Here is a 25,704-nt window from a genome sequence, read left to right on the forward strand (position 1 = left end):
GGCTGCCGATATCGACGCGCTTGCCGGTGGCGAAGTCATAATAGTGCCACGAGCCGGGATCGTCACCGCCCTGGGCGAACAGGATCATCTGCGCCGGATCGCGGCCCATGGCAGCGACACGCACGGACTGGCCCGGCGCCGTATCGAGCGCGTGCCGGTAGATATCCGCCAGGTCAGGATCGAAGAAGGTGTAGGTGGTGATCTCGCCATCATGGGCAAAGCCGGACAGGGCGCCGCTCTCCGGATTGAAGATCGGCCGGTCCTGCGCGGCGTCTTCGTCGAGCGGCGCCGACAGCTTGCCATCGGCCGCCAGTTCGTAATAGCGGAAGCGGCGCGGGCCGTCCGCGCCGGGATCGGCGGCATCGAGGATCAGCAGGGACTGGCCGTCGCGCCCCAGACCGGCCAGAAACGGCGCGAAGGTATGCGCCTTGGCGTCGATCTTGCGCGTCAGGATCGGCGTCCATTTGCCGTCCTTGCGCATCTCGATGCGGAAGGTTTCATCGAGATAGGTGTAGGTGGCCCGAACCGTCGGCTGGCCACTGGCATCGGTCAGCCAGTCATCGACATAGCTGCCGATCCGGTCGAGATCGCCGCCGTGGTCATCGACGATCCGTCCCCGGCCGGTATCCGGATCGACCTTCCACAGATAGACGCGCTGCGCCACCTGGCCGGCGATCGACTTGTCACGCAGTTCCAGGAACGGCCCCACCAGTTGCATCTTGCCGTCTACCGTCACGGCCTTCGGCAGCCCAAGCGGCATTCCCTTGTAGTCGCCCCCCATGCGGTCACCGAGGCTTATGGATTGTTTGTTGCGCAGATCGACGATCGTTCCCGCCTCCTGGGACCGCACGCCATACTGTGCGCAGGCCGGCGGCGTAAGCGTGCTTTGCAGGATAAGACTCAGGATCGGGTCCGGTGAAGTTACGTCCGTGCCGGAGCCGCCATTGAAGCCGCTGATAGACATGGCTGCGCTAAGATCGGACTGAGCCTGTGCCGATTGAAAATTCTGCCGCAGACCAGAAGGACACGTGCCCCGCAGGCCTGTGTCCGTAGCGGATAAGAGGATATGGTCGTTATCCAACCAGGTCATGGCCGATAACGGATCCTCGCTAAGCTTAATGACCTGGTTTGTGCCCTCGGTCACATTATAGGTTGTCAGGAGACGCTGGCCACCCTTGCGGGTCACAAAGGCAAACCGGCTGCCATCGTCGGATAACGCAATCTGTTCAATGCGTGGAGATTGGGTAAAAACGTCCAAAGGCGGCGGCGGAACCTCGTCCGCGGGTTTGGGCCGAATGGCGCCCTTGACAATGACCTCGGTTGAGTCAGTCGGAGTGGTCTGCGCTCCCACCTGTGTAGCGGCTAAACACAATATGACGGCCAGAGCCGTAAGACACCTCGTCATGATATTCCCCTCCTTGTTGTTTATCTGACAATGACATTTAGCCGTCGTCAGTCCCCCTTCTGTCCTTAAATCCCAGACTCCGGGATGGACAACCGACCATTGGCTACACGGATACAAAGTACGCTTACGCCAGTTAGTAAAAGCGGCCCCCTGCGGGTAACGGTGGCGACTGACTCTGCCGGATATTCATGAGACCCGTTCAAACAGTTGTCCCCTAGAGCACTTTTCGGAAAGTGCTCAAAGCAAGGAATTAGAGCGTTGATCTGATGCAATCAGATCGGAAAACGCTCTAAATATTTATCTTCAGACGTTCGGTTGTCCACCCGCATTTTTCAACTAAAAAGACGTCGATCAAGCCTTTTTGGGCGGCAGACTAACCCCGGCCTGCGACTGCTGAACATACTGGATCGTTCCGTCCGGATTGTAATACAGATAGTCGAGGCAGACACATCGCCGCCCGGTAGCTCCTGCTTCGCCGTTCAGGGTCAGGGTGGCCTTATGATAGAAGAAGTACCACTGGTCCTTGAATTCGATAATGCCTGGATGGATCGTGAAGCTGTTTTCCGCCGTGCCGGTAATCAGGCCACGGTAAGTCCACGGTCCGGTTATGGTATTGGAGGTCGCGTAAGCAATCGTTTCCATGCGCTTTTCTTTGTCCATAGACGCATAGGTCAGGTAATAGAGCGCGCCACGTTTATGCAGCCACGGGCCTTCGACATAATCCGGCAGATCGAAGGTGCGGACCTCACCATCCAGTTCGATCATATTGGCCTTGAGTTTCGCAAAGTAGCACTTGCCATTGCCCCAGACCAGCCAGGTGGTGCCGTCCGTATCCTTGAAAACCGTCGGGTCGATATCGTCCCAGGAATGAGGACCGTTTGGCGTCGTCCTGTTATTGCCAATCAGCGCCGTGCCCCGGGCATCGACAAAGGGGCCGGTCGGGCTGTCGGAAACAGCGACGCCGATGGCCTTGCCCTTGTCGGAATCATCATGCTCGACCGCCGCGTACAGATAGAATTTGCCATTGGCATGAATCACCTGCGACGCCCAGGCATCCCTCACAGCCCACTTGAAATCCGTCGGTTTCATGATCGGGCCATGTGGCGTCCAGGTCTTCATGTCATCCGATGAATAGACCAGCCATTCCGTCATGTTGAATAACTGATCGCCATGCGCTTCATCGTGGCCCACATAGAGATAGACTCGTCCGTCATAAACCAGCGGCGCCGGGTCGGCCGTAAACGCGTTGGTAATGATGGGATTGGTACCGGCCGGCGGCGCTGTTTCGGCGTGCGTTATGCCGGCCTGACTCACTGCGGCGGCAATGGCGCCGCCTCCCAGCATGGCCAGCGATTGACGACGGGTGTGAAACTTCATGGGGTTCCCTGACCTTTTATTTAGACGGTTTGAGCGCATTCCTGCGGACACTTCGGACGCAGCGAAGCACCGTTCCTTAATTGATATTCTTGCGTTCCAGGGTCAGCCGGCTATCCCGGCAATAGGCGCAAGCATCTCCCTGAAATTTCTGCGCGGCAGCGGGCAGTCCCTTCAATTGCCAGTCGAGCCAGTTGACAACGACCTCTGCGGCCACACCGCCGTGCGGCTGCATGTAGGTGCCGCCATGTCCTACCGGAATATTGACCAGGGCCGCCGGCAGGCCGGACAAACGGCTGAAATCATCAGTGCCGTTCTTGTAGGCGATATCTTCCGGGCCACCGAGCACATACAGGGCCGAGCCGTGCAAACGGCCGAGGACCGACTTGTCAATGTCGATGCCCGAAATCTTCATCGCTGAGTCATTGAACACGCCGCTGTTCATCACCACGACGGTACGCACACGCGGATCAGGCGCCACGGTCAGGGCCTGCAGACCGCCGCAGCTCCAGCCAGACACCGCAATCTGACCTGTGTCGATCCGACCGTAATATGGACTGCCCGCCCTGCCATTTTCATGCATCACCCAGTCAATGGCATCGGTCAGCTCACTGGCATTGGTCGGCGCCGATAACTGGCCGTTGGTCATCTGGGGCGACGGCGGCGGTGCCGCATGGCGGGCGGGATCAACCCCCAGGGCAATGGCCACATAACCATGCGAGGCGATTTCCAGCAGGTGGTTTCTCGAACTCGTGCCGTCCGCGCTGCACGCACCATTGCCGAAGATGTAAACGCCGAGCTTTTCCCCTTTCAGCGCCGCCATATCCTTCGGACGATAGACCACATGCGCCGGCAGGGTGGAGTCTTCTTCATAGGTCGCCGGATAGGCGCCGCTGCCCTGTTCCACAGCCGCCTCTGATGACGCGGATACCTGCCAGGCCAGTACAGGGCCGGGGGAAATGGCGAAGCCGAACATCAAGGCCGCCAGCACAGACCCCGCCCGCGAAAAGGGCGTTGAAAATCCGCCAAAAACCTTGCGTGTACGCGCACCATTCCCCTTTGTCATTTTCCACCCGCTTTATATTTGTCTGATTATTGATAACGGTAACATATCGCTATTCTGGCGACAAGCCTGATTGACCGGATGGAGCGATTTATCGGATGTAGCGCTCCAGGAAATCCGGATGTCGCGCCATGAGACTGACACCCGCCGCCACCTGTCCTTCGATACGTTTCATACGCGTTTCCAGTTCCGCCGCCGGCATGATATCCGCAATCGGATGGTAGCGCTTTGGCCGGATATTCTGGCCGTGCAGGACGGCAAGCCAGCTAGTCTCATCGAACAGTTCGTTATCGTGACGATACAGACGGGCGTTTTCAGAGTAGACCGCCAACCGGTCAGCCAGGGTCTGCGGTATCTGCATAGTCCGGCAGTAGTTCCAGAAAGGACTGTCATCACGCTGAGTGGCACAATAGTGAAGCACGATGAAATCGCGCACCTGCTCGTATTCCAGTTGGGTGCGCCGGTTGTAGTAGTCTATGTCCGGTTGATTGAATGTCTTGTCGGGAAAATTCTCCATCAGGCGGGCGATGGCCGACTGAATCAGGTGGATCGATGTCGATTCCAGGGGCTCCAGAAACCCGGAGGAAAGACCAATGGCGACGACATTCCTGTTCCAGGGGGACTTGCGAACCCCGGCCTTGAATTTCAGGAAATTCGGTTCTGAGGTTACCGGGCCGTCCAGATCACGATTCAGGCCCTCCAGGGCCTCTTCATCGCTGATGAATTCACTGCAATAGACATGGCCATTGCCTGTGCGCGACTGCAGCGGAATGCGCCATTGCCAGCCCGCGCTTTTCGCTGTCGCGCGCGTGTAAGGCAAGGGGGGGGCCACGCGCTCACACGCCCGCGCCACGGCCCGGTCACACGGTAAATAGGCGCTCCAGTCCTCGAAGCCGGATTGCAGGGTCTGCTCGATCAGCAGCCCGCGGAATCCGGAACAGTCGATAAACAGGTCGCCGGGAACCGTTTCGCCCGTTTCCAGCGTGACGCTTTCCACGTGACCGGTTTCAGGCTGCCGGGACACATGGCTGATCTTGCCCTCCGTGCGCTTCACGCCCCCTGCCTCGGCAATTTCACGCAGATATCGGGCATAGAGACCGGCATCAAACTGGAACGCATAGGAATAGGCGCCAGATGACGCATTAAGGCGTCCACCTTCCGGCTTCTGAAACTTGCCCAGACGCGCCGCCTCTACGATCAGATTATACTTATCCAGAGGCTGCGCCTTGCCCATCTGATCGTAACGCAACCAGGAATGATGAAAGTGAAGCGAGTTCATGGGCTCGCCATAGGCGCCGAACGGGTGAATATAGCGCTGGCCCAGACCGCCCCAGTCTACGAACTCAATGCCGGCCTTGAAGGTGGCGTGGGTACGGCGCATGAACTCGCTTTCATCAAGGCCCAGGAGCCTGTTGAAATAAAGAATATGCGGGATGGTCGCTTCCCCTACCCCCACCGTCCCTATGGCTTCAGATTCGATCAGGCGAATGCTGATCTCATCATCGCGCAGCAGCCTGGCCATCGCGGCAGCCGTCATCCAGCCAGCGGTTCCACCACCGACAATCACAATTTTTCGAATTCTGAGATCGTTCATGCCGAAGCCACATCAATGGAGGTGAGCCTGCGCGCCGCGCAGTAGTTTTGAATAAAGTCCGCGTGGGTGGCCATGCGCCCCACTTCATTGATCATGGCCACACGCATGGATTCAAGACTTTGACTGACTTCGCCCGGCGGCAGATTACGGACAATCGGATCATAGGACCTGGGCAGGATCCCCTGTCCCAGGAAAACAGCAACCCAACTGGCTTTGGAGAACAATTCTTCTTCATAACGAAACACGCGGCCGACCTGCCTGAAAAGCTCAATCTTGTGAACCAGACTGTCAGGCAGGGACATGGTGCGGCAATAATCCCAGAAGGGGCTGTCACTGCGTTCAGTGGCGCAATAGTGCAGGATGATAAAATCGCGCACCTGTTCGAATTCCGTCTGCATATGACGGTTATATTCATGGCGCACGATCTCCGGCGCCGGCAGGTCGGGATACAGGGAGATAAAGCGGCTGATACCTTCCTGGATCAGGTAGATCGAGGTTGATTCCAGAGGTTCAAGAAAGCCTGCCGAAAGACCAATGGCCACGCAATTCTTGCTCCAGAACGTTTCCCGATGACCTGCCCTGAACTGAATGCGACGCGGTTGGCCGATCATTTCACCATCGAGATTGCGCATGAGTATCGATTGAGCCTCGTCGTCACTCATAAAATCGCTTGAATATATGTGTCCGTTTCCGGTCCGCTGCTGCGTCGGGATTCGCCACTGCCAGCCGGCTTTACGTGCGGTTGAGCGCGTGAAGGGCAGCAGTCCGCCGGCGTGTTTACAGGCGACGGCCTGCGCGGTATCGCAGGGCAGCCAATGCTTCCAGTCAACGAAGCCGGCGCCCAGCGCCTTCTCGATGAGCAGGGCTCGAAAGCCCGTGCAGTCGAAGAAGAAATCACCCTCTATCACGCTCTCGTCATCGAGATGGAGGCGAAGGATGTCTCCGGTATCCGCATCCTGATCAACGGTGCGCATCTGGCCTTCAATCCGCCTGACACCGCGTGTCTCGGCATATTTGCGCAGGTAGGCGGCATAAAGTCCGGCATCAAAATGATAGGCGTAGCGAAGATGGGACCGGAGGCTGCGCGGATTGGCATCCGGCAAGGCGAAGCGCTCTTCCAGGGCCGCGACAGCACACAGGCTGTAGCGATGGATGGGCTGCGGATTGCCGCCGTTGCGACTGTGAAGCCAGTAATGATGAAAATCTATGCCGTTCATATCGACGCCGTGACTGCCGAAAGGATGGACATAGACATCTCCCTTTCGCCCCCAGTCGACGAATTCGATGCCCAGCTTGAAAGTCGCCTGCGTGGCCTTCATGAACTCGTCTTCCCGGATTCCCAGAAGACGGTTGAAGTTGATGATATCTGGTATCGTGGCTTCGCCCACGCCGATTGTGCCAATGAGTTCGGATTCGACCAGCGTGATGGACACATCCTTGGACGCAAGAACGCTGGACAGGGCCGCCGCCGTCATCCAGCCGGCCGTGCCGCCTCCAAGTATAACGATTTTTTTGATGGGCCTGGTCACGGTTCAAGTCTCTTGCTGTCTGAGGTAGCGCATGAAATTTTGCATGTAATCTGTGTGGTTCGGCATCGCACTCACACAACGTTCGATATCCTGTCGCATGCCGGACAGGAATTGCCGTACGCGATCGCGGTCCGCCCGATCGGCGATGCGATCATATCGCCCTGGGCGTCTACCCATACCATAGCTCAGGATCAGCCAGTCTTCCTGGGTAAAAGGTTCCAGATCATAGGCAACATGCAGGCCGCGGCTTTCAAACTGCGCCAGCTTGGCCGACAGCCTTTCATCGATCGGCTGGGCTCGGGCCGCCCGCCAATAGGACGTATCGGGAAAGGCGTGGCCTTCGTAGAAGGCGCGGTGAAACAAACCGGCATTGCGGTAGTCTTCGTCATATTGCCGGTTGAATTCCCGGCTTTCCACCCGCATGTCACGGGTATTGGGAAGAAGCGACAACAGGCGGTCTACATCTCGTATCAGCAGGACCACCGGCGCGGCTGTCAAGGGCTCGACCACACCCGCAGCCTGACCGATGGCGACACAATTGCCGGCCCATGCAATCGGATGACGTCCGATCGGAACTTCCGCTACGGCGGCGCCTTCCGGTACAGCGATCAAAGCGGCCTGACCAGGCATCTGAGGATCGAAGACGGTCAGCGTAGCGACGTGCGATTGCAGGGGCGTATCGGACACCCAGCCAAAATCACATCCCGTCAGCGTCCGGACAACACCTTCTGCCCCGGACAATGGCCTGTACTGCATATGCGCCGCCAGGCGTCGCTCTGCCTTAAACACCACACCCAGGGATGAAAGGAACACAGCCCCGGCGCCAGAGCCATCGACATACAGGTCAGCAACCAGTTCGCGTCCATCCGACAGCCTGACCGTTTCGATGTCACCGTCGTGGACAACGATGTCCGCTATCTCTCCCGCTGCAATATCGACACGGTCTCGCGGCACCATCCGCTCGAAAAAGCGTCCCCAGTCCAAGGGATCGATGTGGTATCCGTACTCGGCGCGCGACAGTGCGTGTCTCCGATCCTCCGGGGGATGCGCAAAAGCGCCTTTTTGTGCCGCCACGGCTGACACCAGGAAAGGTTCAAGCTCGAAGATATTTTGCTGGGACAGATAATGGTGGAAAAGGACACCATCGATAATCGGCAAGGGTTGCTGAAAGCATTGCGTCCAGGCAGCGCCGCCCCAATTCTGATAGCGGGTGCCAAATGAAAACGAGGCTTCAGAGCCTGACAGAAGTTCGGGTTCCGAAATGCCCAGGTTTAAATTGAATTCATACGTCGCAGGGGGCGCTGTATTTCCATAGAAGATATCGGACTGTTCACTCCCCGCTATCCGCAGCCAGGTCAGTTGAATCTGATCCGGAAGCTGGCGCGCCAGGGCGCAGACGGTCATCTGCGCTGCGAGACCATTGCCGCAAACGACAATTTTTTTGACATTATCATCAGATTTATGCAGTGCCACCGTCTTATCACCCCTTCGCCATCAAGGGGCCCGTATCGGAAGCCGCGCGCACCTGCTTTATGTACTCCGCCTGACCTGATGCCCGCTCAACCGAAGACCGGATTCGACCGCGCAGGGCATCAGCGCCCTCTGCGATCTTGTCGCGCATCGCCTTGTCAGCCCTCAGGTCATGCCGTCGCGGGATCAGGTTCTGCCCCAGAAGGACCGCGACCCAGCTCGGCGGCAGAAAGACGCCAAATTCGTAACGAACCAGATGTCCCCGCGTTAACCAGGCATCAATCTTCTCTTGCAGGCTGTCCGGCAGGGTCATATTGCGGAAATATCTCCACATCTCGCTGTCATCACGTTGCGTAGCCACATAATGGAGAAGCAGGAAATCGCGCACACGTTCAATATTCAGCGACATGCGGCGGTTGTATTCTTCGATGTCAGACGCCAGAAACTGCTTGTCTGGAAATATCTGCAACAATTCGGTGATGCCTTCCTGAATCAGGTGGATCGAGGTCGATTCCAGCGGCTCAAGAAAACCCGCCGCCAGACCGATCGCCACGACATTCTTGTTCCAGAACTGACGCCGGCGCCCGGTCGTAAAATACAACTGGCGCGGCGCGGCCAGGGCGGGTGCATCGAGATTGTTCAAAAGGCGTGTCGCGGCTTCGTCATCCGTAATGAAATCGCTGCAATAGACATGACCATTTCCCGTGCGATGTTGCAGGGGAATACGCCATTGCCAGCCGGCCTCCAGGGCCGTAGCCCGCGTAAAGGGCGTCAACGGGCCTCGTGACTCGCACGGGACCGCTATCGCCCGGTTACAGGGCAGCCACTGGCTCCAGTTGTCGTAGCCGGTATGCAGTGCCTGCTCTATGAGGATGCCGCGAAAGCCCGAACAGTCGACAAACAGATCAGCCTCAATGTCCCTGCCGTCATCCATTTTGAGGTGCGAGACGTGGCCGGTTACGCTGTCCAGACTCGTTTCTACAACCTTCCCCTGGACGCGCCGCACCCCCTCGGCTTCCGAAAATTGCCGCAGGAATGCGGCGTAACGTGTGGCGTCAAACTGGTAGGCATAGCCAAAGGTCGATTCAATATCTCCTTCATTGGTAGAGGGATGGCGGAATTTACCCTGCTCCGCCAGCATGATGCCGTAACAGTATTCGTCGAGACGCTCCCCCTGCCCCAACCGGTGCCAATAGTGGTAAAACGGTAGGCCGTCGATTTTCTGTCCGTAATCGCCGAACGGGTGAATGTAGCGATCCCCGATCCGGCCCCAATTCCGAAACTCGATCCCCAGCTTGAAGGTGGCTTCGGTGGCGCGCATGAACGCAGCCTCGTCAATCTGCAAGGCCGAATTAAAACTGCGGATAGCGGGCAGCGTCGCTTCACCGACACCGACCGTGCCGATTTCATCAGATTCAATAAGCGTGATAGCGACAGGAAGACCGCGCAATTTATGCGACAGGGCAGCGGCCGTCATCCAGCCTGCCGTACCACCGCCGACGATGCAGATTTTTTCAATTGTCCCCGGATGTGCAGTCATCGGCTCCTACCTGTCAGCGGTCCAGATTATAGTACGGTCTCCACCACTCCAGGTTCACCCTGGTTGCCAGCGTCGACTCAAATATTTGCAGGCGCGTCATGGCTGCCCGCCATTCAGCCTGACGAATATATTGGCGGTGAGCCGCCCGTTTCGCGGTGCGCTGTCATAGGCAAAGCCCGGACCGATCCTACCGGAATGCAGCAGACACCCCTGATACATAACCAGGCGATTAAACCGCGCTGCGGCAAAAAAAACAGGCTCACAGAACGGATTTGTATCATCGGCAAACCCGGTTTCCATCTCGCTCAGCCGCAGCCCGTCCTGACGAAGGGCTGCCCTTAAGGCCGCTGAATTCGATACATCCGCACGCTCAAGCCCCGTAGCGATGTGCCGATAGAAAGCCGTCCCGCTATCCTCAATGGTATGCAGGTGGTGGATGATCGCAATCACATTCGGATCATCGAAATCAAAATGTGGAACACGCTGCACGGGACGCAAGGCCTCCGGCCGGGTCGTCACCAGCGAAAAACTCGCCTCCATGACAGAAAAGGCAGGCGCCCCAAATTCGCTGCGCAGGAGTGGCGCCGCCTGGCGCAACAGGGCCATAACATAGGCGGAGGCTTCATCCCCAGGCGAAATCTGCCGCCTCAAGCCAGGGTAAGCCGTTTCCTTTTCCTCCGGAAAAGGCGCCAACGCCTCGGCCAAATCCACCACACGATCCGCATTGGCAAGAAAATCGTCAGCAAGCAGCACACGAGATCCGGAAACGCCAATATCGTGTCGCTCAACCTTCATACGCCAACCCCGTTTCCGGCCAAACTAAACGCACCTGTGTTGCGCGGCAACCTTGTCCGTAAAAAATTTGAGACACACCCAAGCAGACAATACGCACAATCTAAAAGAGGTGTCGCGTTCTCGGCGCGACACCTCAAACACACACAGCGGTAGCAATTTTTCGGGAGAAGAAGAATTGAAACCAAATAAAAAATATCAAAATGTCAGACATTTTTCAAATGAAAATTGTAAAATAAAATTTATAATTTTTTCATATAAGTATTAACAATAAAAGAGGCGAGCCATTATTAGTATAATGGCCCGCCATCACTTATGCCTGAAAAACGATTTCTCTTAGAGCAAAAGAGCGAAATCCTATTGTTTCATTGATGCTCTGAGCTCTTCTGCCGTTGATTTGGCCTCAAAGATATCAGGCTGCTTTGTGGCCCCTTCAAAGTTAGCCTCGTCGCCGTTCCCCATCTGGATAATCAGAACAGCCTGGACCGAGGTTTTGGGACGCCATTTTTCCAGCACGTTTTGCGGGACATCGCCACCACCGTAGCCGCCGGACATTCCGGCCCCCATGCCCATGCTTCCGCCGCCGGCAGACTGGTCAGTGCCCGTGCCCGTGCTGGCCGTTGCCGTATTACCCATAAAGTTGCCGGTACGGCCCGCCACATCTTCGGCGCTGCCAACCTCGACCTCTCGCACAGAAGAATTGAGGACCGCAAACCACTCAAAACCCGATTCCTGCGTAAATTCAGCCGCTCGCAGCAAAGCATAAGACGCTGCCTGATCACGCTTCATCTTCTGATCGCCGGTATAGGTCACCACATAGCGATTTTTTTCGATTTGGGTCGTTGAATAACCCACCCCGCCCTTAGGCCCCGCGGCCTGGTAAACGGGTGCCTTGGCTATAGCGCTAACAGGCAAAACCGCAGACACGCCAAGCAAAAGCAAAGCTGACGCCAGAGTGAAAGAGTGTCTCATATTCTGCTTCCTCTTATATTTTAATTTCACGAGGCTGCATTTAACCATTGGGCTTAATACCGCCACTTGAGATGGCCTATCTCAAAAAACCGTCACTAAAGCGGCTTTTGTTAAGTTTAATAGAAATCCAATATCCAGCCTAATCACTTTGTAATCAGGCTGGATATTGAATTCGGAAGTGGGGCAAGGAGTCATGGCCAGAGCCAGACCCTTGCCGGGCACACCCTTAGTACTGATAGCGAATGTCAAGCACGAAGCGACGATCATTCAGGAAGCTGAAGCGATCAACGCGCGTACCGTCGGCATTAATCTGAGCCGTCGCCTTGTTCTTCGTGTCCGTCAGGTTGGAAGCGTTCAAAGCAATCTGCAGATTTCTGTTGACGTTATACTTGATCGACGCATCCACCTGGCCGTTGTCCGAGTTGAAGACCGGGTCGCCGGTGATGTAGTCACGATAGGTCAAGAGGTTCTCGGAACGCCAGTTATAGGCGATACGACCTTCCCACTTGCTGTCCTGGTAGATACCTACGATGTTGTAGATGTACTTGGACTGACCCAGCAGATTCTTCACACCAAAGCGATAGATGGTGCCGAAATCGTCTGGTACGCCATTGCCATCCGCATCGATATACGCCGGAGGCGGCGTGGCACTGGCATCAATATAGGTGAAGTTGGCCTGCAGGCCCAGGTGCGAGAACGCGCCGGGGAGGAAGTCATAGAACTGCTGATAAGCCAGTTCCACACCCTTGATCGAGGCCGTATCCTGGTTAACCTGACCGCCATAGACAACATTGACCGTCTTGCCATCCAGAGTCATCGAACCGAGGGTCTGATCACCGCCCTGGATGATGTTCTTCAGATCCTTCTGGAAGATACCTGTCGAAACCATACCGCCCTTGAAGTACCACTCCCACGACAGATCATAGCTGTTGGCCGTGGTCGGTTTCAGGTTGGGGTTACCGCCCGTGACACGGATCTGGTCGAGCGAGATATTTTGCACGCCACGATCAATACCGAACAGAGGATCCTCCACGCAAGTGGTTGCCGGAGCGACCGGAACGCATGGCTGGATAGTCGGATAACTGGTCCGGGTCGTGATCGCACTGGTCGTTTGGCCTGCGCGGAGATCCGAAATATTCGGACGGCTCAGATTTTGGCTGGCGCCAAAACGGATGAGCATTTCACTGTTCAGGTTCCACTTCAGGTTAAACGAGGGCAGCCAATGCGTATCTTTTTGAGACACGGTCTGCGCTTCCGACTTACCGATATTCGCATCTCTCGGGCAGGCGCGGTTAATCTTGGTCGCGTCCGTATAGCCAGCAGTCGTGTCGGCTGCTGTGAGAGCTGCGGTTGCAACAGTCGGGCAAAGCCAGACCGTCGTTTCCGGCAGGAAGTCTTGCTCAGCATCATGCGATTCGGCATCGGCAGTCCGTACAGTCTTTCCGTCAGAATTCACAACCGGCGTCTGCTGATCAATACCGAAGGCGCGATAAGCCATGAAGCCATGTGAATCCAGGGTCGTCGTGGTGTAACGCACGCCGAAATTACCATCGAGCGACATGCCATTGTTAAATTCCTTGCCGAAATTCAACATCAGATAGGCGTCAGTGGTCTTTTCACGCACGTCCGAAATGTTCGCGGGATCGTATTTCGGCGTACCATCGGCGTTCAACTGCGCCACGTACGGAATCTTGGACGTGCCATCAGCATTGGTGAAGGTCGGCTCGTTCTTGATATAGTTCTGCATGGCCACCGGATCGAGCAGCAGGTCAGACTTGATTGCCAGGACCTTGGTATTCGAACCCTGCAGAACGCCACCACGATAGAAGTCAGCGAAATCAACTTCTTCATAGGCCGGCGTCTTTTCGGATCCGAATAGACCCAGACCCGAACCTGCCCAGGCCGGCGCGACGCCCGACCAGTTGACGCCAGCGTTTGCGTCGGTTTGGCTACGATCGGTATAGCGCGCGCCGAACTTCACCGACTTGAACCAGCTCTCGCCGGCAAAGTCATACTGGACATCGGCCTTGTAGCCCGTCAGCTCGCCCGTACCGTTATGGTGGCCGTCACCGGCATAGAGCCAGAAAGCAGCGTCCGGATCAGCCGTGCTGGTCTGGACGCCCGGCGTATAGGCATAGGTTGCATTGCCATTACCATCAACGCCGGTCTGGACGTGACCCGCCACGATATCAGGATGGATCTGTGTACGGGGGTCCGTAGTCAGGGTCAGTTCCGGATGATCCAGGCCTTCCACGACGTGAGCAATCGCGTAGGTTTGCGAACCACCCCAGGTTTCGTTAGATTTCGCCGAGGCCGTAGTCTTTTGTGCGTCAAGCTCGACATACAAGCGCTCCGTCGGGCGCCACTTGAAGTTCAGGCTGAGATCGTCGGTAATCGTTGTTTCTTTCTTACCGATACCCAGGACCTGAGCACCAAGACCGTAGGCGCCGGTCCAGCTGTCGAAGTTATTGGTTATGGTACCCGACGTCATATAGCCGCCATCGACCGGAAACTGGGTTTCGCAGTAGTCAACAGGTCGCACAGGCGAGGTGCTCACCGCCGGAACGTTACACCTGTTGAGTGGCGTTGTGCTGTTATCAAAAGTTGCGTCGGTAATTTGGTAACGCTGATTGTTGCCGCCATCGGGGAAGGATTCGAGCGTATGCTCGACACTTACCGTCTTGTTGATGACCCGGATATACTTACCGGTCAGCTTCATCGTATCGTTTTTCCACTGCGCAGCCAGATAGGCGCTGGCGCGGTCACGATCGATATCGCTGGTACGCATCTGGAAGCCTTCGATGGCCCCCACAGTCTTACCAGGAACAATCTCGGTTACGCTGGATGGTTCATTAGCCGCGTCCGTCGGATTGCCGGTATTCGGACCGCGCGGAATCGGCGCAGGCTGTTGCCAGCCGTTATAGGCGGACTTCAGATTGGAGGTCGAGACCGCCCCCATCAAGCCAATCTCACCAATGCTCGTCTGCCAGCGATTGCCGATAATGGCATTATATGATGGCGAGAACTTCTTGGCGAGGTCGCCATAGTTTACGTCCATCGAAACGGCGGCGAAATAACCCTTGCGGTCGAACGGTTCAAGGGTGCGCAGGTTGATCGTGCCACCGATACCGCCCTGAACCAGATCGGCCGAGCTGTTCTTGTAAACGTCAACGGCGCCGACGAGCTGCGGCGGGATGCTGGACCAGTCCAGCGAACGACCGCCATTGGCCGTAAAGGCGTCGCGGCCGTTAAATTCCGAGCGAACGAAGCCCAGACCACGGATCAGGTTACCGCGGCCTTCAGGCGACGGAAAGTCAGGACTGCCACCGAGCGTAAAGCGCGTAACGGTAACGCCAGGCACACGAGCCAGGGCCTCAGCAACCGACAGATCCGGCAGGGACGCAACGTCCGAGGCCGTGATCGAATCAACAAAAGTATTGGCCTTGCGCTTTAGGGTGGCCGCAGTCTGAAGCGAGTTGCGGATACCGGTGACGATGATAACCGGCTCTTCATCGGCCGGCTTTGCGGTATCGTCCGCAGGAGTGTTTTGAGCGGCAGGCGCCGCATCCTGCGCGAACACGGCAGGCGCTACAAAGGCAGCCGCAAGAGCGGTCGATCCCAGCAACAAACGATACATTACGGAACGTGATTTCATTATTAACTCCCCGAAATCATGAATTTTATAGGTTTTTTTTAACGCGATATGGTCCGTTGAAACGGAATCGACAACTGTGAATTTATGCTGGACAGCGCAATACTGGCCATCGCAAAGGGTCACGAACCCGCATTTCGGCACCATGGCCGATCCCTTAATCCTCCCTGTGTTTTTGTTAGCAACGCCCCCTCCACCACAACGGCGGATGTTAGCGCTACCTTATAGTCAGACAATACATGGCCTATTTTCCGGCGCAATCACCATTACGGAACTGTAACATCTTTTTAAAACCATGTTGCGCCAATAACACTATTTTTTGCCAAAAATGTCAAAAATGTATGACATCGATGCCATTCATCAGCGCATTAAATTAAACATTTGTTTTTAAATAATCTTTTCATCCCATTGAGAGCGCATACTGAAAAGTGCAATTCAGGAGAACACAACCAAGATTTCATGGCCAAAAGCTGTTTTCATATGCGGCATTTACCTTCAGTAAATCGTGCAAATTTTCGCCACATTTGAGATGTCAAGAATGATGGCCCGCCCTGAAACCGGCCCGAAAGGCAGCCAAAAAGCAGTTTATTTTGATTTCAGCAGAGCTTAATTATGCCTCGAACCTCTGTATGGCGCGATGTTGATACGGCGAGATTTTAACTGTATGAGATTCGCATGACCATAAAGGCAAAAGTCTCACCAGAATCCGCAGTTAAAGCTCATACCTATACTGCGCCTGCCCTTGAAAAGGGGTTCAATGTTATTGAACTTCTGGCTGAGCGCCCCCATGGCCTGACCGTCTCAGAAATTGCGGCAGGTCTGGGATTGTCGATGAGTGAGATTTTTCGCATCCTGATGGTGATGGAACGGCGAGGATGGCTGAGGCGCACGGCAGGCGACAGGCTGCGAGTGGCCACCAAGGTGCTGGACCTGGCTTTTAAAGCCACCCCGGCAGAGGAATTGATACAGGTCTCGGCGCCATTCATGCGTGAACTGGTGCAGCGTGTCGAGCAATCCTGCCATCTGGTCATAGGTAACGGTGACAAGGGTCTGGTGGTCTTCCGGCAACAGACGCCGGGGCCAACCGTTTTTGCCGTTCGCATTGGCGCAGAAATCACGCTTGAGGAAACCTGCTCAGGCCATGTTCTACTGGCGTATGATGCGGCTGATTTGAACCCGGAACGTGTAAAGGCAGCCCAAAGCGGAGTCCTTGCCACTCCGCTGCAACGCATTCGCTCTCGTGGCTACGAAATGATGAAAAGCGCCAGAACCCTGGGCGTCACCGATATCAGTTGTCCGATCTTCGACGGTCAAGGCCGGGCTATCGCGGCCTTGACCATTCCGTATCTGCAACTGGTTGACGGAACACAAACGGTCGAAAAAGACGAAGCCCGCGATTGCCTCCAGGAAATCGCAGCCCGAATTTCCGATGAAATGAACGGCACCCGGTAACACTTCTGTTAGGTTGACCGGCGCCGAGGTGCAAAAGCGCTGGCTATTGCCACCAGCGGAGATTACGGGCTCTGCACAGAAGAAGAGCCCGAAAAGTGCCCCGCCGTTCTCTTAGCGTGGCACCTCTGCCTACAGGATCAGGTCAGTCCGTGGGCATCGAGGATAGCCGCGCAGGTCGATTTCAGCAGGGTGGCGACCTCCGAAGGTGTCCGGCTCTCGATCAGGATGCGGAACATCGGCATACTGGTGGCGCCGAACAACAGGTCGGCGGCGTCGGTCCTGGCCTTGTCCTCGCCGCTCATGCGCGCCAGCAAATTGGCGAACAGCAAACGGCGGCGTTCATTGCGGGCATTGATCGCCTCGGCAAATTCGGGATCGAGACCGGCGGCGCTGTGCAGCTTGGTGAACCCCGGATGGCTGCCCCAGAATTCGCACATCAGGTCGATGCAGGCAAAAAGCGCTGCCCTGGGGTCGGGCAACTGCATAAGCTCGCGCAGCCGCATGAGACCGCCCTTTTCGGCATTGGCGTCGAACACCGCTTCCAGCAGACCGCGCCGTGAACCGAACTGCTTGTAGACCGTCAGCCGCGTGACTCCCGCTGCCTTGGCAACCGCTTCCATGGAGACCATGGCCGGCCCGTCATTGAGCAACTGGCTGGCAGCCGCGATCACCGCGTCGCGCTTTTTCGCGGCGGCGGCCTCGCGTTTGGCGCTGACATATGGACGGGATTCGGAAACTTCAGGGCACATGACGCTTGCAATTCAATTTACGGCGTGTATATCTATTATTTCAGTAAACGTATTGTATATCACATTTTACTGACCAGACCGGAGTCTGCCATGCAAATCCTGATCATCCTAGCCCTTTCCTTGCATGTGCTCGCCGCCATTTTCTGGATGGCAACTACGGGTATGCTGGCGCGTGCCGGCGGGATGGGGGCGGAGACGCTGTTCCCTAGACAAATAATTGCGGTGGTTCTGGTCGTGCTGACAGGCGGGTATTTATGGAGCCAGCTCCATACGGGTGGGTTCGGCACCTATGAAAAAGTGCTGGCGGCAGGGGCGGCGTGCGCCATCCTGGCCGCTGGCATCCAGTCCATAGGTGTCGGTGTCAGCTTAAGAGCGCTAAAAGGCGATCAGGGGGCCGGGGCGCGCAAAAGGATCGCGGCCATTCACCGGATCGCCGCGCCGCTTCTGGGCATCTGTTTGCTGTGCATGGTGCTGGCGCGATATATCTAGCGCGTCCACGTAAACAGGGGTTGCGGCTCGACCTGCCAATGACCGTCTTCGCGTCTTCTGACCGCGTAACCTGTGGCTGATTGGCACCCCTTGGCGCAGTCGCCATCGACCTGGACATACAAACGACCGTCGGGCAACTGCCGGGGCAGGATCATACGCCGAATTTTTGGCTCCCCATCAGCCATCGAGAAACCCATGGTCAGAACCTGCGAGGCACAGTCAGGTCCAGTCTGGGCCTCATGATCCCAGAACAGGGAATCGACCGGCTGGATCTCTCCACGCGCACGCTCGGCGCTCAGGACGACAATGGCAATGTCACAAAGATCACCCACCTTTGGGTAGACCGGATTTGCCAGCCAGGTATTGTCATCTGTCTGCGTATGCTCGACGCGCCAGCCATTGCCTGTCACCGTCGTTGTCCGGGTCGTCGTCTGGCCGTCACTGGATACGGTTTCGCTGCGCGTTTCGTGATAGGGACCGCTGTAGACTACGCATCCCGCCAGCGGCAGCATAACAGCCGCAATCCATCTGTTTTTCATTTATCCCTCCCCTATTTTTGCGGGGTCAGGATACCACACGCCAGACGCGTGACAAGCCTGACTACGCCGGGCGCGGGCTGGCCAAGGCGGTGTAAAGCTCCGGGCGACGATCACGGAAGAAGCCCCAGGCGGCGCGATGGGTATTCAGATAGTCGAGATCGAACGACGCGACCAGCACGCCCTCTTCCGTGGCGCCGAATTCAGCCACCTTGTCGCCGCGATTATTGGCGATGAAGCTATGGCCGTAGAAGGTCTGGCCGGCACCGTTCTGCGGCGAGATCAGGCTTTCGGTGCCGATACGGTTAGAAGCAATCACCGGCATGACATTGGCCACCGCATGGCCCTGCATGATACGCTGCCAGGGCGCGGCGGTATCGAGTTCGGCGTCATGCGGCTCTGAGCCGATGGCGGTCGGGTACATCAGGATTTCGGCGCCCAGAAGGGCCATGGCGCGCGCCGCTTCCGGATACCACTGGTCCCAGCAGATACCGAGGCCGACCCTGGCATATTTCGTACTCCACACCTTGAAGCCGGTATCGCCGGGGCGGAAATAGTATTTTTCCTGATAGCCGGGGCCATCGGGGATATGGCTCTTGCGATAGACGCCCATCAGGTCTCCGCCGGCATCGATCATGACCAGCGAATTGAAATAGTGCGGCCCTTCCTTTTCGTAGATCGAGGTCGGGATGACAACATCGAGTTCCTGCGCCAATTTCTGCATGGCCAGCACGCAGGGGTGTTCGCGCCAGGGAAAGGCGGTGGCGAACCAGCGCTCTTCCTGGGAGACACAGAAATATTCGCCCTGGAACAGTTCGGAGGGCAGGATGACCTTAGCGCCTTTCGCGGCGGCCTCGCGCACGAAGGCTTCGGTCTTTGCGATATTGGCGGCCATATCGGGACCGTACGAGGTCTGGATAGCGGCGACGGAAACGGTACGGGTCATTACGGAACTCCTCATGACATGAATATCTTATCCTCCCCACCTGGAGGGGAGGTGCCGAGCAAACGCAGTGCGTCGAGGCGGAGGGGTAAGGCCCCACATTCCAAACGGCGTTTTACCCCTCCACCGTCCGTCTTTCGCCTGAAGGCTTCGCCGGACGGTCCCCCTCCCCTCCAGGAGGGGAGGATTAATCGGTCTATGCCTTAATCAACGGAACCTGTTGGCTGATGCAGTGAAACGAACCGCCGCCGGTCAGGATGGCGCGCGACGACAAGCCCAGCACCTGGCGTTCGGGGAAGAGGCTTTGCAGGGCCTCCACCGCCAGTTCGCCGGGGCGTTCCTTGTAGATCGGTACCACCACACAGTCATTGGCGATCAGGAAATTCATATGGGAAGCCGGCACGATTTCGCCATCCTCGTCCAGCACTTCGCCGGGCGACGGAATGCGCACCACCTGGATCGGTTGTCCGCGCGAGTCATGCTGGGTGGAAAGCAGCTTTGCCGTGGCGTCATACACATCGGCATTGGGGTCTTCGCGGCCGAACGCCACCGGACAGGCCACCACGCCGGGCGCCACGAAGCGCGCCAGGTTATCGACGTGGCCATCGGTATGATCGTTCAGCAGACCATCATCGAGCCAGATGACCTTGCGGATGCCGAGCGCCTGAAACAGGGCCTTTTCGGCCAGGGACTGCGTCCAGCCGGGATTGCGGTTCGGATTGAGCAGACACTGGCGCGTGGTGATGGCCGTGCCGTAGCCGTCATGATCGAGCGCGCCGCCTTCGAGGATGAAATCCTGCAGTTCCTGCGGGAAACCATCGGCGGTGCTGATCTGGAGCGCCACCTCATCATCGTGCTTCAGATGATACTTGCCGCCCCAGCCATTATTCTGGAAGCTGACCGGCAGGGCCTGGTGCAGGTCGTCGTCATCGGCATCATCGCTGACATAGATCGGGCCCGTATCGCGGAACCAGATATCGCCGAAGCTGCCATCAATGATTTCGAGCTTGGTCAAATCCCCCAAAAGCTCTTCGGCCGCGGCGCGGGCCTCCGTCCCCATGACCATCAGCCTGACGTGCTCATCACCGAGTTCGCACAGGGCACGTACCAGCGCCGCCACCTCGGCCTGTGCCGGGATCAGGTCTTCCTGCCACAGGTTTTCATGGCTGGGAAAGCCCACCCACATCGCCTTGTGCGCTTCCCATTCCGCCGGAACACATCGTGTCATTCTGGATTTTCCCTGCCGATTGGCCTCTACGGTAACCATTCCGCTGCGGCGCCGGTCTATGGTCTGGCCTATTAGCACAGCCCTTCCCGATTTGGCCACCGCCCGCACAAAAAAACGGCCCCCGCAAGGAGGCCGTTTCTCTTTATTTCCAATATTTCCAGGATGAATATCCTGGCAAGGGCAAAGCCCGCCGCCGCCTTTGCGGCGAGCCATGCGGCTTGAGCTACAATTAGAAAGCGGTGTGCAGCGACAGCATGACCGTGCGCGGCGCGCCGACGTTGAACGACGGCTTGTTCGAGGCAGCGACCGTGCTGCTGATCGAACCGTAGTAATATTCGTCCGTCAGATTTATCACGTTGAGCTGGGCGTAGGTGCCTGGCTTGAGGAAAGCCAGGCCCGGCAGATCCCAGCGCACCGAACCATTCAGCACAGTGTAATCCGGTGTCTCCAGGTCGTTCAGGTCGGTGGCGAAGCGCTTGCCGACATATTTGCCGCTCAGGTTAAAGGTGAAGTCGCTGAGCTTGTAGGTCATGCCCAAAGTTCCCATCCAGTCCGGTACTTCCGGCAGGGACTTGCCCTTGGTATTAACCGTCGCCGTAGCGCCCGAAGCGTAATCGCTGAGGATCTCGGTGTCGGTATAGGTCAGGCCGCCGAAAAGCGACAGGCTGGAGGTCGGTGCCCAGGCCGCCGAAGCTTCGAAGCCCTTCAGATCGACACTACCGACGTTACGATCGAAGTAGCTGTCCGAATCCGGATCATAGGAAGACACGATACGGTTTTCGTACTTCTGCGCCCAGACATCCGCCGTGGCGGTGAAGGTCGAAGAGGTAAAGCGGTAGCCGAGTTCGATCGTCTTGTTGGTTTCGGGCAGCGGGTTGGCCGGCTTGACCGTGCCGGTGCCATCGACGATGACGCCATAATAGTTATCGGTACGCGGGGCCGACAAAGCTTCCGAGTAGTTGACATAGGCCTGGTTGGCGTCGGTGATCTTGTAGGTCAGGCCGAGGCTCGGCAGGGTCTTCGAGAAGTCGACATTGGTGTGATACGGCTTGATGAAGGCGGTGTGCTTGATGTCGGGTTGGCCGGCAACCGGATTTTTCGTAGTCAGGTAAGGCTTCGTCGGGTCGAACACGACGGTGCCATTGCCATTGTCGATCACAGGCGTACGCGTGGTGCAGAACGGCGCATAGGAGCCCGAACCGTCATCCGGCGAGTAACAGTATTGGTTCAGGTCGCGTTCCATCTTCTGTTGCTTGACGCCGAGCGAAACGAACAGCTTGTCTTCCAGGAAGTGACCGCGATATTCGAGGAAGAAGGTATCGACATTGGCCAGCGAGAAGCGATAGCGGCGCTCGTGCGTCGACCCGTCCTTGCCAATAATGCGGATGCTCTCGTCGTTACGCCCGCCAAACGGATCGATATAGATGCCGTTCTTGTTGTAGTTGCCGTTATCATCCACCACCAGGGTGCTTTCGCCGCTCTGACGGGTACGGCCGCGATCGAACGAGGCGCCGAAGCGGATGACATCACCACGGGTGAAGGTATAAACACCGGTAGAGGTCAGCGAATAGCGGTTGGTCACCGTCGTATTCGGATTGTAGATGCTGACGCTGGTATTAGTCGCCTTGCCGTCGCCGTCGATATCGACGCCGGCCAGTTCCGAATAGTAGAAGGTGCGGCCGGAAACCGACATCTTGCCGTCGACTTCGCTGATTCCGCCCGTGCCGCCGCCATTGGCCATGACATACTGATAGGTCGGGTCAACCGTGAAGAAGAAATGATCGCTGATCACCCACTTCGAATAGCCGCGGATATTGCCTGTATTGGACGGGTTAACGTTATTGATGCCGGCGCTGTTGTAATATTTACCGTTGGCGGCAAAGTTGGCCAGGGACTGACCAAAGATGAAGCGGTTGCGGTTTCCATTGTAGTTGCCGCGCACGCCGAAATAGCTGCCATTGGCCAGTGGCTGATAGATGTTGAAATTGTACTGCTGCTTCTTCAGCTTGCCATTGTCCGTCGGCGATTTTTCGATCGTGAAGGTGTCGTAGTTCTGGTTCGAGGCGGCAAACCACGCCTGGGTGCCGAACGGGCCAACCGAACCGGTATTCAGCATCAGAAACTGACGGTTGTAGTTGAAGGAACCGGTCGAAATGGTCGCCTCGACACCGAAGGTATCAGAGGTCTTGCGGGTAGTGTAGCTGACCGTACCGCCGGAAGCCGAAGCGGTCATCGAGTCAACGTCGGTGGCGCCGGTGATGACGGTCGCCGACTGGATCAGTTCCGGATCGAGTTGCTGGTTGGTGTAGATGGCGTAGTTGCCGGCGTCGTTGAGCTGGACGCCGTCCATGGTCAGCGACACGCGCGAGCCATCCAGGCCGCGCAGACGGACGTTACCGCCGGACGAGCCGTAGGGGTCGTTGTTGGTGAAGTTATAGCCAGGCGCCAGGTTCAGGGTTTCGGCGATGGTCTGGCCGGCAGACTGCGCGCTGATATAATCCTGCCCGATGGCGGTTTTGGTCTTGGTGCCGGTTTCCTTATTGACCGGTCCCAGGCCCTTCTTCGCGCCCTTGACAACAACGACTTCGACTTCCTCGGTGGCGGTCGATTGGGCCAGGGCGGCGGAGGCCAAGAACAGGCCCGTCAGGGCCGTGCCGGCCAGGATGATGGATTTGGTGAATTTCATCGGGAGTATCCCCTCTCCGGGTTAAAGAACAAAGCAATTCCGATCCTGTGAGAGCGCAGTTCCCCGTCGCGCAAAGCGGCGGCTTTCACCGTCCTGCATGCTGCTGCCTTCTATGGATCGTTTTTGCTGTCTGTCTTTTTAGTGGCGTCTATGTCGCTTTTTTTACAAGACGCGCGAACCTTTTGTGACAGTCGTCACTGTTGCAACGATTGTTGTTTCAGGGTCACAGGTTACTTTAGGTAAGCCTTTGGAGAAGACAAAGAAAAACCCGGCCTGATTGCTCAGGCCGGGCTTCGTCTTGTTTTCGACTTTTACGTCGCGTTCTAAATTAGAACGTGATGTCGATGGTCGAACGACGGTTCAGCGGTTCCTTCACGCCGTCGCCGGTGGCGACAGCCGGGGCCGATTCACCCTTCCAGTCGACAGCCAGCTTGGAGCCGTCAACGCCGAGGCCGGCGAGGGCGTCAGCAACGGTCTTGGCGCGGCGCTCCGACAGCTTGATGTTGTAAGCCGCCGAACCGGAAGTATCCGTGTGACCGACGACAACGATACGGGCGGCGTTACCGGCCTTGGCGTAGTCAGCGGCAGCCGAGACAACCGATTGCGCATCAGCGGTCAGGTCCGACTTGTCGAATTCGAAGTACACGATGAACTCGCGGGCTTCATAGACAGGTGCGGCAACCGGAGGCGGCGGAGGCGGCGGAGGCGCTTCAACCGGCGGCGGGGGCGGAGGCGGAGGCGGCGGAGGCGGCGGAGGCGGAGGCGTTACGCCAAAGGCCCAGCGCAGGCCAACCGTCAGAGTCTGGTCGCTGAACTTGCCGGTGAAGGTTTCCGGGTCTTGCCAGCCACCGTTCGGCTCGATGCCGGCGTTGAACTTGGCCTTGCCAGCGTCGAGGTAACGATAGGTGACGTCAAGGCTCAGACGATCTGAGAGCGCCCAGGCCACACCAGCCAGCAGTTGGTAAGCGCCAACCGTGTCCTTGCCAACCATGCTCAGGTCGGAAACGCCACCACCAGGACCTGAGGGGCTGGTGGAGAGTTGGCCGAGCATCTTCGCCTTCACGCTGTCGAGACCGACACCGGCGCCGACGAACGGATGGAATTGCGATTCCGGAAGGAAGTCATAGTACAGGTTGACCATGACAGTGGTTTGCTCGAACGAGCCCTTCGGCGAACCGCAGGGATCGCCGGCAGCGCGAATCACGCCGGTGGTGCAGATCGCGGTGTCAACCAGAGCGGCCGAACCCGGATAGGTGCGCGGGAAGCCGACAGCCGAGCTGATGTCGCCAGGGCGGTAGCCGCCTTCGAATTCAACGCGCCAGTTGGGGCTGTAACGATAGCCGAGGCGGGCGAAGCCGGCCCAGTCATCGTCGGTCGCCACGTCGTAGACATAGGCGCCGCCGTCAGGCATGGCGCCTTGCGAACGGGCCTTGTAGTCCGACTTCCAGTTATAGCCCAGGTCAGCGGCTGCATACCAGCCGTTAGCCTGTTCGGCAGAAGCGGAACCCGCTACTGCCATCGCAGCGAGAGCAGCGCTCGCCAGCAAAATGTGTTTCATGTTATTGCCCTCTCATGGCCATCTAACGAACAGCCGATCATCTCGACTGAAACCTTAGTACGACGCTTCATAACTTTACCAGCCCGTTTTGCATAGCACCCAAATGCAACTTTGGTTAAATTCGTGCTGTTTTTTAGCCTCTTTGGCGATAACTGACACCAGAAAGACACGCTTATCCGAGTGAAGCCGTACAATAGCTCATATAGGTCAAACTTGACCGTTAAAAAGCTATAGCGCCCCCATATCGCATTATAAAAATATCATAAAGAATATAAAAGGGCTTGCGGTTTGCATGGGCTTTCAGTAGAGACACGCCCTCTGATCGACCCTGGCGGCCTGAGCCGCCCTGAATCAGGCGCAATCAACCCTTTGCCTCAAATCGGTTTTTGCGTAATTCCCCCTTACGGAGAGGTGGCAGAGTGGTCGAATGTACCGCACTCGAAATGCGGCGTAGGTGCAAGCCTACCGTGGGTTCGAATCCCACCCTCTCCGCCATACCACAGCAAAACGCCTCCCCGGACCACGGGGAGGCGTTTTGCTGTGGTATTTTAGCCGCTCCAAATAAGACCAGGCGCAGGACATAATGCGCAGGCCGATCCTCTTTGCGTTAATGCCCCAGCTCTCCAATTCATGATGGTTCCACTGGTTACCGCACTCAGGCCGGTAAAAAAT

17 protein-coding genes, 1 tRNA gene and 1 pseudogene are annotated in these 25,704 nt (G+C 57.1%); 3 read left to right on the plus strand and 16 right to left on the minus strand.

Going from position 1 to position 25,704, the window contains the following annotated elements:
* The 10 genes and pseudogenes from BLO49_RS17325 to BLO49_RS17370 form a co-directional block, all read right to left on the minus strand.
* Window positions 1-964: pseudogene (locus tag BLO49_RS17325) on the minus strand (alpha/beta hydrolase family protein); the annotation flags it as partial.
* Between the two features lie 792 nt (window positions 965-1,756).
* Window positions 1,757-2,782, minus strand: coding sequence for a glycoside hydrolase family 43 protein (locus BLO49_RS17330; protein ID WP_090650793.1), 1,026 nt, complete (start codon window positions 2,780-2,782; stop codon window positions 1,757-1,759).
* A gap of 76 nt (window positions 2,783-2,858) precedes the next feature.
* Window positions 2,859-3,845 (minus strand): poly(ethylene terephthalate) hydrolase family protein, encoded by a 987-nt coding sequence (locus BLO49_RS17335; protein ID WP_245679086.1) that lies wholly within the window; start codon window positions 3,843-3,845, stop codon window positions 2,859-2,861.
* An 88-nt stretch (window positions 3,846-3,933) separates the two neighbouring features.
* Complete coding sequence (locus BLO49_RS17340; RefSeq protein ID WP_090650794.1) at window positions 3,934-5,436, minus strand: tryptophan halogenase family protein; 1,503 nt, start codon at window positions 5,434-5,436, stop codon at window positions 3,934-3,936.
* Window positions 5,433-6,965 (minus strand): tryptophan halogenase family protein, encoded by a 1,533-nt coding sequence (locus BLO49_RS17345; protein WP_090650796.1) that lies wholly within the window; start codon window positions 6,963-6,965, stop codon window positions 5,433-5,435. The genes BLO49_RS17340 and BLO49_RS17345 overlap by 4 nt, the downstream gene beginning before the upstream one ends.
* Window positions 6,966-6,968: 3 nt before the next feature.
* Entirely contained in the window at window positions 6,969-8,438 is a 1,470-nt protein-coding gene (locus BLO49_RS17350; protein WP_090650797.1) for a tryptophan 7-halogenase, read from the minus strand.
* Between the two features lie 7 nt (window positions 8,439-8,445).
* Complete coding sequence (locus BLO49_RS17355) at window positions 8,446-9,975, minus strand: tryptophan halogenase family protein (protein WP_090650799.1); 1,530 nt, start codon at window positions 9,973-9,975, stop codon at window positions 8,446-8,448.
* 96 nt (window positions 9,976-10,071) lie between these two features.
* Window positions 10,072-10,770: a DUF6445 family protein gene (locus BLO49_RS17360; protein WP_090650800.1), complete on the minus strand. Its 699-nt coding sequence runs from the start codon at window positions 10,768-10,770 to the stop codon at window positions 10,072-10,074.
* Between the two features lie 354 nt (window positions 10,771-11,124).
* Window positions 11,125-11,739 (minus strand): CC0125/CC1285 family lipoprotein, encoded by a 615-nt coding sequence (locus BLO49_RS17365; RefSeq protein WP_090650881.1) that lies wholly within the window; start codon window positions 11,737-11,739, stop codon window positions 11,125-11,127.
* Between the two features lie 226 nt (window positions 11,740-11,965).
* Complete coding sequence (locus tag BLO49_RS17370) at window positions 11,966-15,394, minus strand: TonB-dependent receptor (protein WP_090650883.1); 3,429 nt, start codon at window positions 15,392-15,394, stop codon at window positions 11,966-11,968.
* Between the two features lie 672 nt (window positions 15,395-16,066).
* Here BLO49_RS17370 and BLO49_RS17375 point away from each other — a divergent pair.
* Window positions 16,067-16,843: an IclR family transcriptional regulator gene (locus tag BLO49_RS17375; protein ID WP_090650802.1), complete on the plus strand. Its 777-nt coding sequence runs from the start codon at window positions 16,067-16,069 to the stop codon at window positions 16,841-16,843.
* A gap of 137 nt (window positions 16,844-16,980) precedes the next feature.
* Here the strand turns inward: BLO49_RS17375 and BLO49_RS17380 are convergent, their stop codons facing one another.
* Window positions 16,981-17,592 carry a TetR/AcrR family transcriptional regulator gene (locus tag BLO49_RS17380; protein ID WP_090650805.1) on the minus strand — a complete coding sequence of 204 codons (612 nt, stop codon included), beginning with the start codon at window positions 17,590-17,592 and terminating at the stop codon, window positions 16,981-16,983.
* Window positions 17,593-17,682: 90 nt separating this feature from the next.
* On the opposite strand from BLO49_RS17380, the gene BLO49_RS17385 reads away from it, so the two are divergent.
* Window positions 17,683-18,081: a hypothetical protein gene (locus BLO49_RS17385; RefSeq protein ID WP_090650806.1), complete on the plus strand. Its 399-nt coding sequence runs from the start codon at window positions 17,683-17,685 to the stop codon at window positions 18,079-18,081.
* Here the strand turns inward: BLO49_RS17385 and BLO49_RS17390 are convergent.
* The 5 genes from BLO49_RS17390 to BLO49_RS17410 all read right to left on the minus strand — a co-directional run bounded on the left by BLO49_RS17390 (window position 18,078) and on the right by BLO49_RS17410 (window position 25,032).
* Window positions 18,078-18,620, minus strand: a complete 543-nt coding sequence (locus tag BLO49_RS17390) for a hypothetical protein (RefSeq protein ID WP_139159732.1) — start codon at window positions 18,618-18,620, stop codon at window positions 18,078-18,080. The two genes, BLO49_RS17385 and BLO49_RS17390, sit on opposite strands and share 4 nt — an antisense overlap.
* 61 nt (window positions 18,621-18,681) lie before the next feature.
* Complete coding sequence (gene aguB / locus BLO49_RS17395; RefSeq protein WP_090650809.1) at window positions 18,682-19,563, minus strand: N-carbamoylputrescine amidase; 882 nt, start codon at window positions 19,561-19,563, stop codon at window positions 18,682-18,684.
* Between the two features lie 193 nt (window positions 19,564-19,756).
* The gene (locus tag BLO49_RS17400; RefSeq protein ID WP_090650811.1) at window positions 19,757-20,788 is read right to left on the minus strand and encodes an agmatine deiminase family protein; all 1,032 of its coding nucleotides are present in this window, start codon (window positions 20,786-20,788) and stop codon (window positions 19,757-19,759) included.
* 229 nt (window positions 20,789-21,017) lie between these two features.
* Window positions 21,018-23,474, minus strand: coding sequence for a TonB-dependent receptor (locus BLO49_RS17405; protein WP_090650813.1), 2,457 nt, complete (start codon window positions 23,472-23,474; stop codon window positions 21,018-21,020).
* A 328-nt stretch (window positions 23,475-23,802) separates the two neighbouring features.
* Window positions 23,803-25,032 (minus strand): OmpA family protein, encoded by a 1,230-nt coding sequence (locus BLO49_RS17410; protein WP_090650814.1) that lies wholly within the window; start codon window positions 25,030-25,032, stop codon window positions 23,803-23,805.
* A gap of 405 nt (window positions 25,033-25,437) precedes the next feature.
* On the opposite strand from BLO49_RS17410, the gene BLO49_RS17415 reads away from it, so the two are divergent.
* Window positions 25,438-25,527 (plus strand) — tRNA-Ser (locus BLO49_RS17415).
* Window positions 25,528-25,704: the final 177 nt, after the last annotated feature.

This window comes from Asticcacaulis taihuensis (genome assembly GCF_900100255.1).
In the GTDB taxonomy this organism is placed as follows: domain Bacteria; phylum Pseudomonadota; class Alphaproteobacteria; order Caulobacterales; family Caulobacteraceae; genus Asticcacaulis; species Asticcacaulis taihuensis.

Bases quoted from the DNA above. Each gene is read 5' to 3' on its own strand.
- BLO49_RS17330 (WP_090650793.1), bottom strand. From the start codon at position 2,782: ATGAAGTTTCACACCCGTCGTCAATCGCTGGCCATGCTGGGAGGCGGC.
- BLO49_RS17335 (WP_245679086.1), bottom strand. From the start codon at position 3,845: ATGACAAAGGGGAATGGTGCGCGTACACGCAAGGTTTTTGGCGGATTT.
- BLO49_RS17340 (WP_090650794.1), bottom strand. From the start codon at position 5,436: ATGAACGATCTCAGAATTCGAAAAATTGTGATTGTCGGTGGTGGAACC.
- BLO49_RS17355 (WP_090650799.1), bottom strand. From the start codon at position 9,975: ATGACTGCACATCCGGGGACAATTGAAAAAATCTGCATCGTCGGCGGT.
- BLO49_RS17360 (WP_090650800.1), bottom strand. From the start codon at position 10,770: ATGAAGGTTGAGCGACACGATATTGGCGTTTCCGGATCTCGTGTGCTG.
- BLO49_RS17365 (WP_090650881.1), bottom strand. From the start codon at position 11,739: ATGAGACACTCTTTCACTCTGGCGTCAGCTTTGCTTTTGCTTGGCGTG.
- BLO49_RS17370 (WP_090650883.1), bottom strand. From the start codon at position 15,394: ATGAAATCACGTTCCGTAATGTATCGTTTGTTGCTGGGATCGACCGCT.
- BLO49_RS17375 (WP_090650802.1), top strand. From the start codon at position 16,067: ATGACCATAAAGGCAAAAGTCTCACCAGAATCCGCAGTTAAAGCTCAT.
- BLO49_RS17380 (WP_090650805.1), bottom strand. From the start codon at position 17,592: ATGTGCCCTGAAGTTTCCGAATCCCGTCCATATGTCAGCGCCAAACGC.
- BLO49_RS17385 (WP_090650806.1), top strand. From the start codon at position 17,683: ATGCAAATCCTGATCATCCTAGCCCTTTCCTTGCATGTGCTCGCCGCC.
- BLO49_RS17390 (WP_139159732.1), bottom strand. From the start codon at position 18,620: ATGAAAAACAGATGGATTGCGGCTGTTATGCTGCCGCTGGCGGGATGC.
- aguB (WP_090650809.1), bottom strand. From the start codon at position 19,563: ATGACCCGTACCGTTTCCGTCGCCGCTATCCAGACCTCGTACGGTCCC.
- BLO49_RS17400 (WP_090650811.1), bottom strand. From the start codon at position 20,788: ATGACACGATGTGTTCCGGCGGAATGGGAAGCGCACAAGGCGATGTGG.
- BLO49_RS17405 (WP_090650813.1), bottom strand. From the start codon at position 23,474: ATGAAATTCACCAAATCCATCATCCTGGCCGGCACGGCCCTGACGGGC.
- BLO49_RS17410 (WP_090650814.1), bottom strand. From the start codon at position 25,032: ATGAAACACATTTTGCTGGCGAGCGCTGCTCTCGCTGCGATGGCAGTA.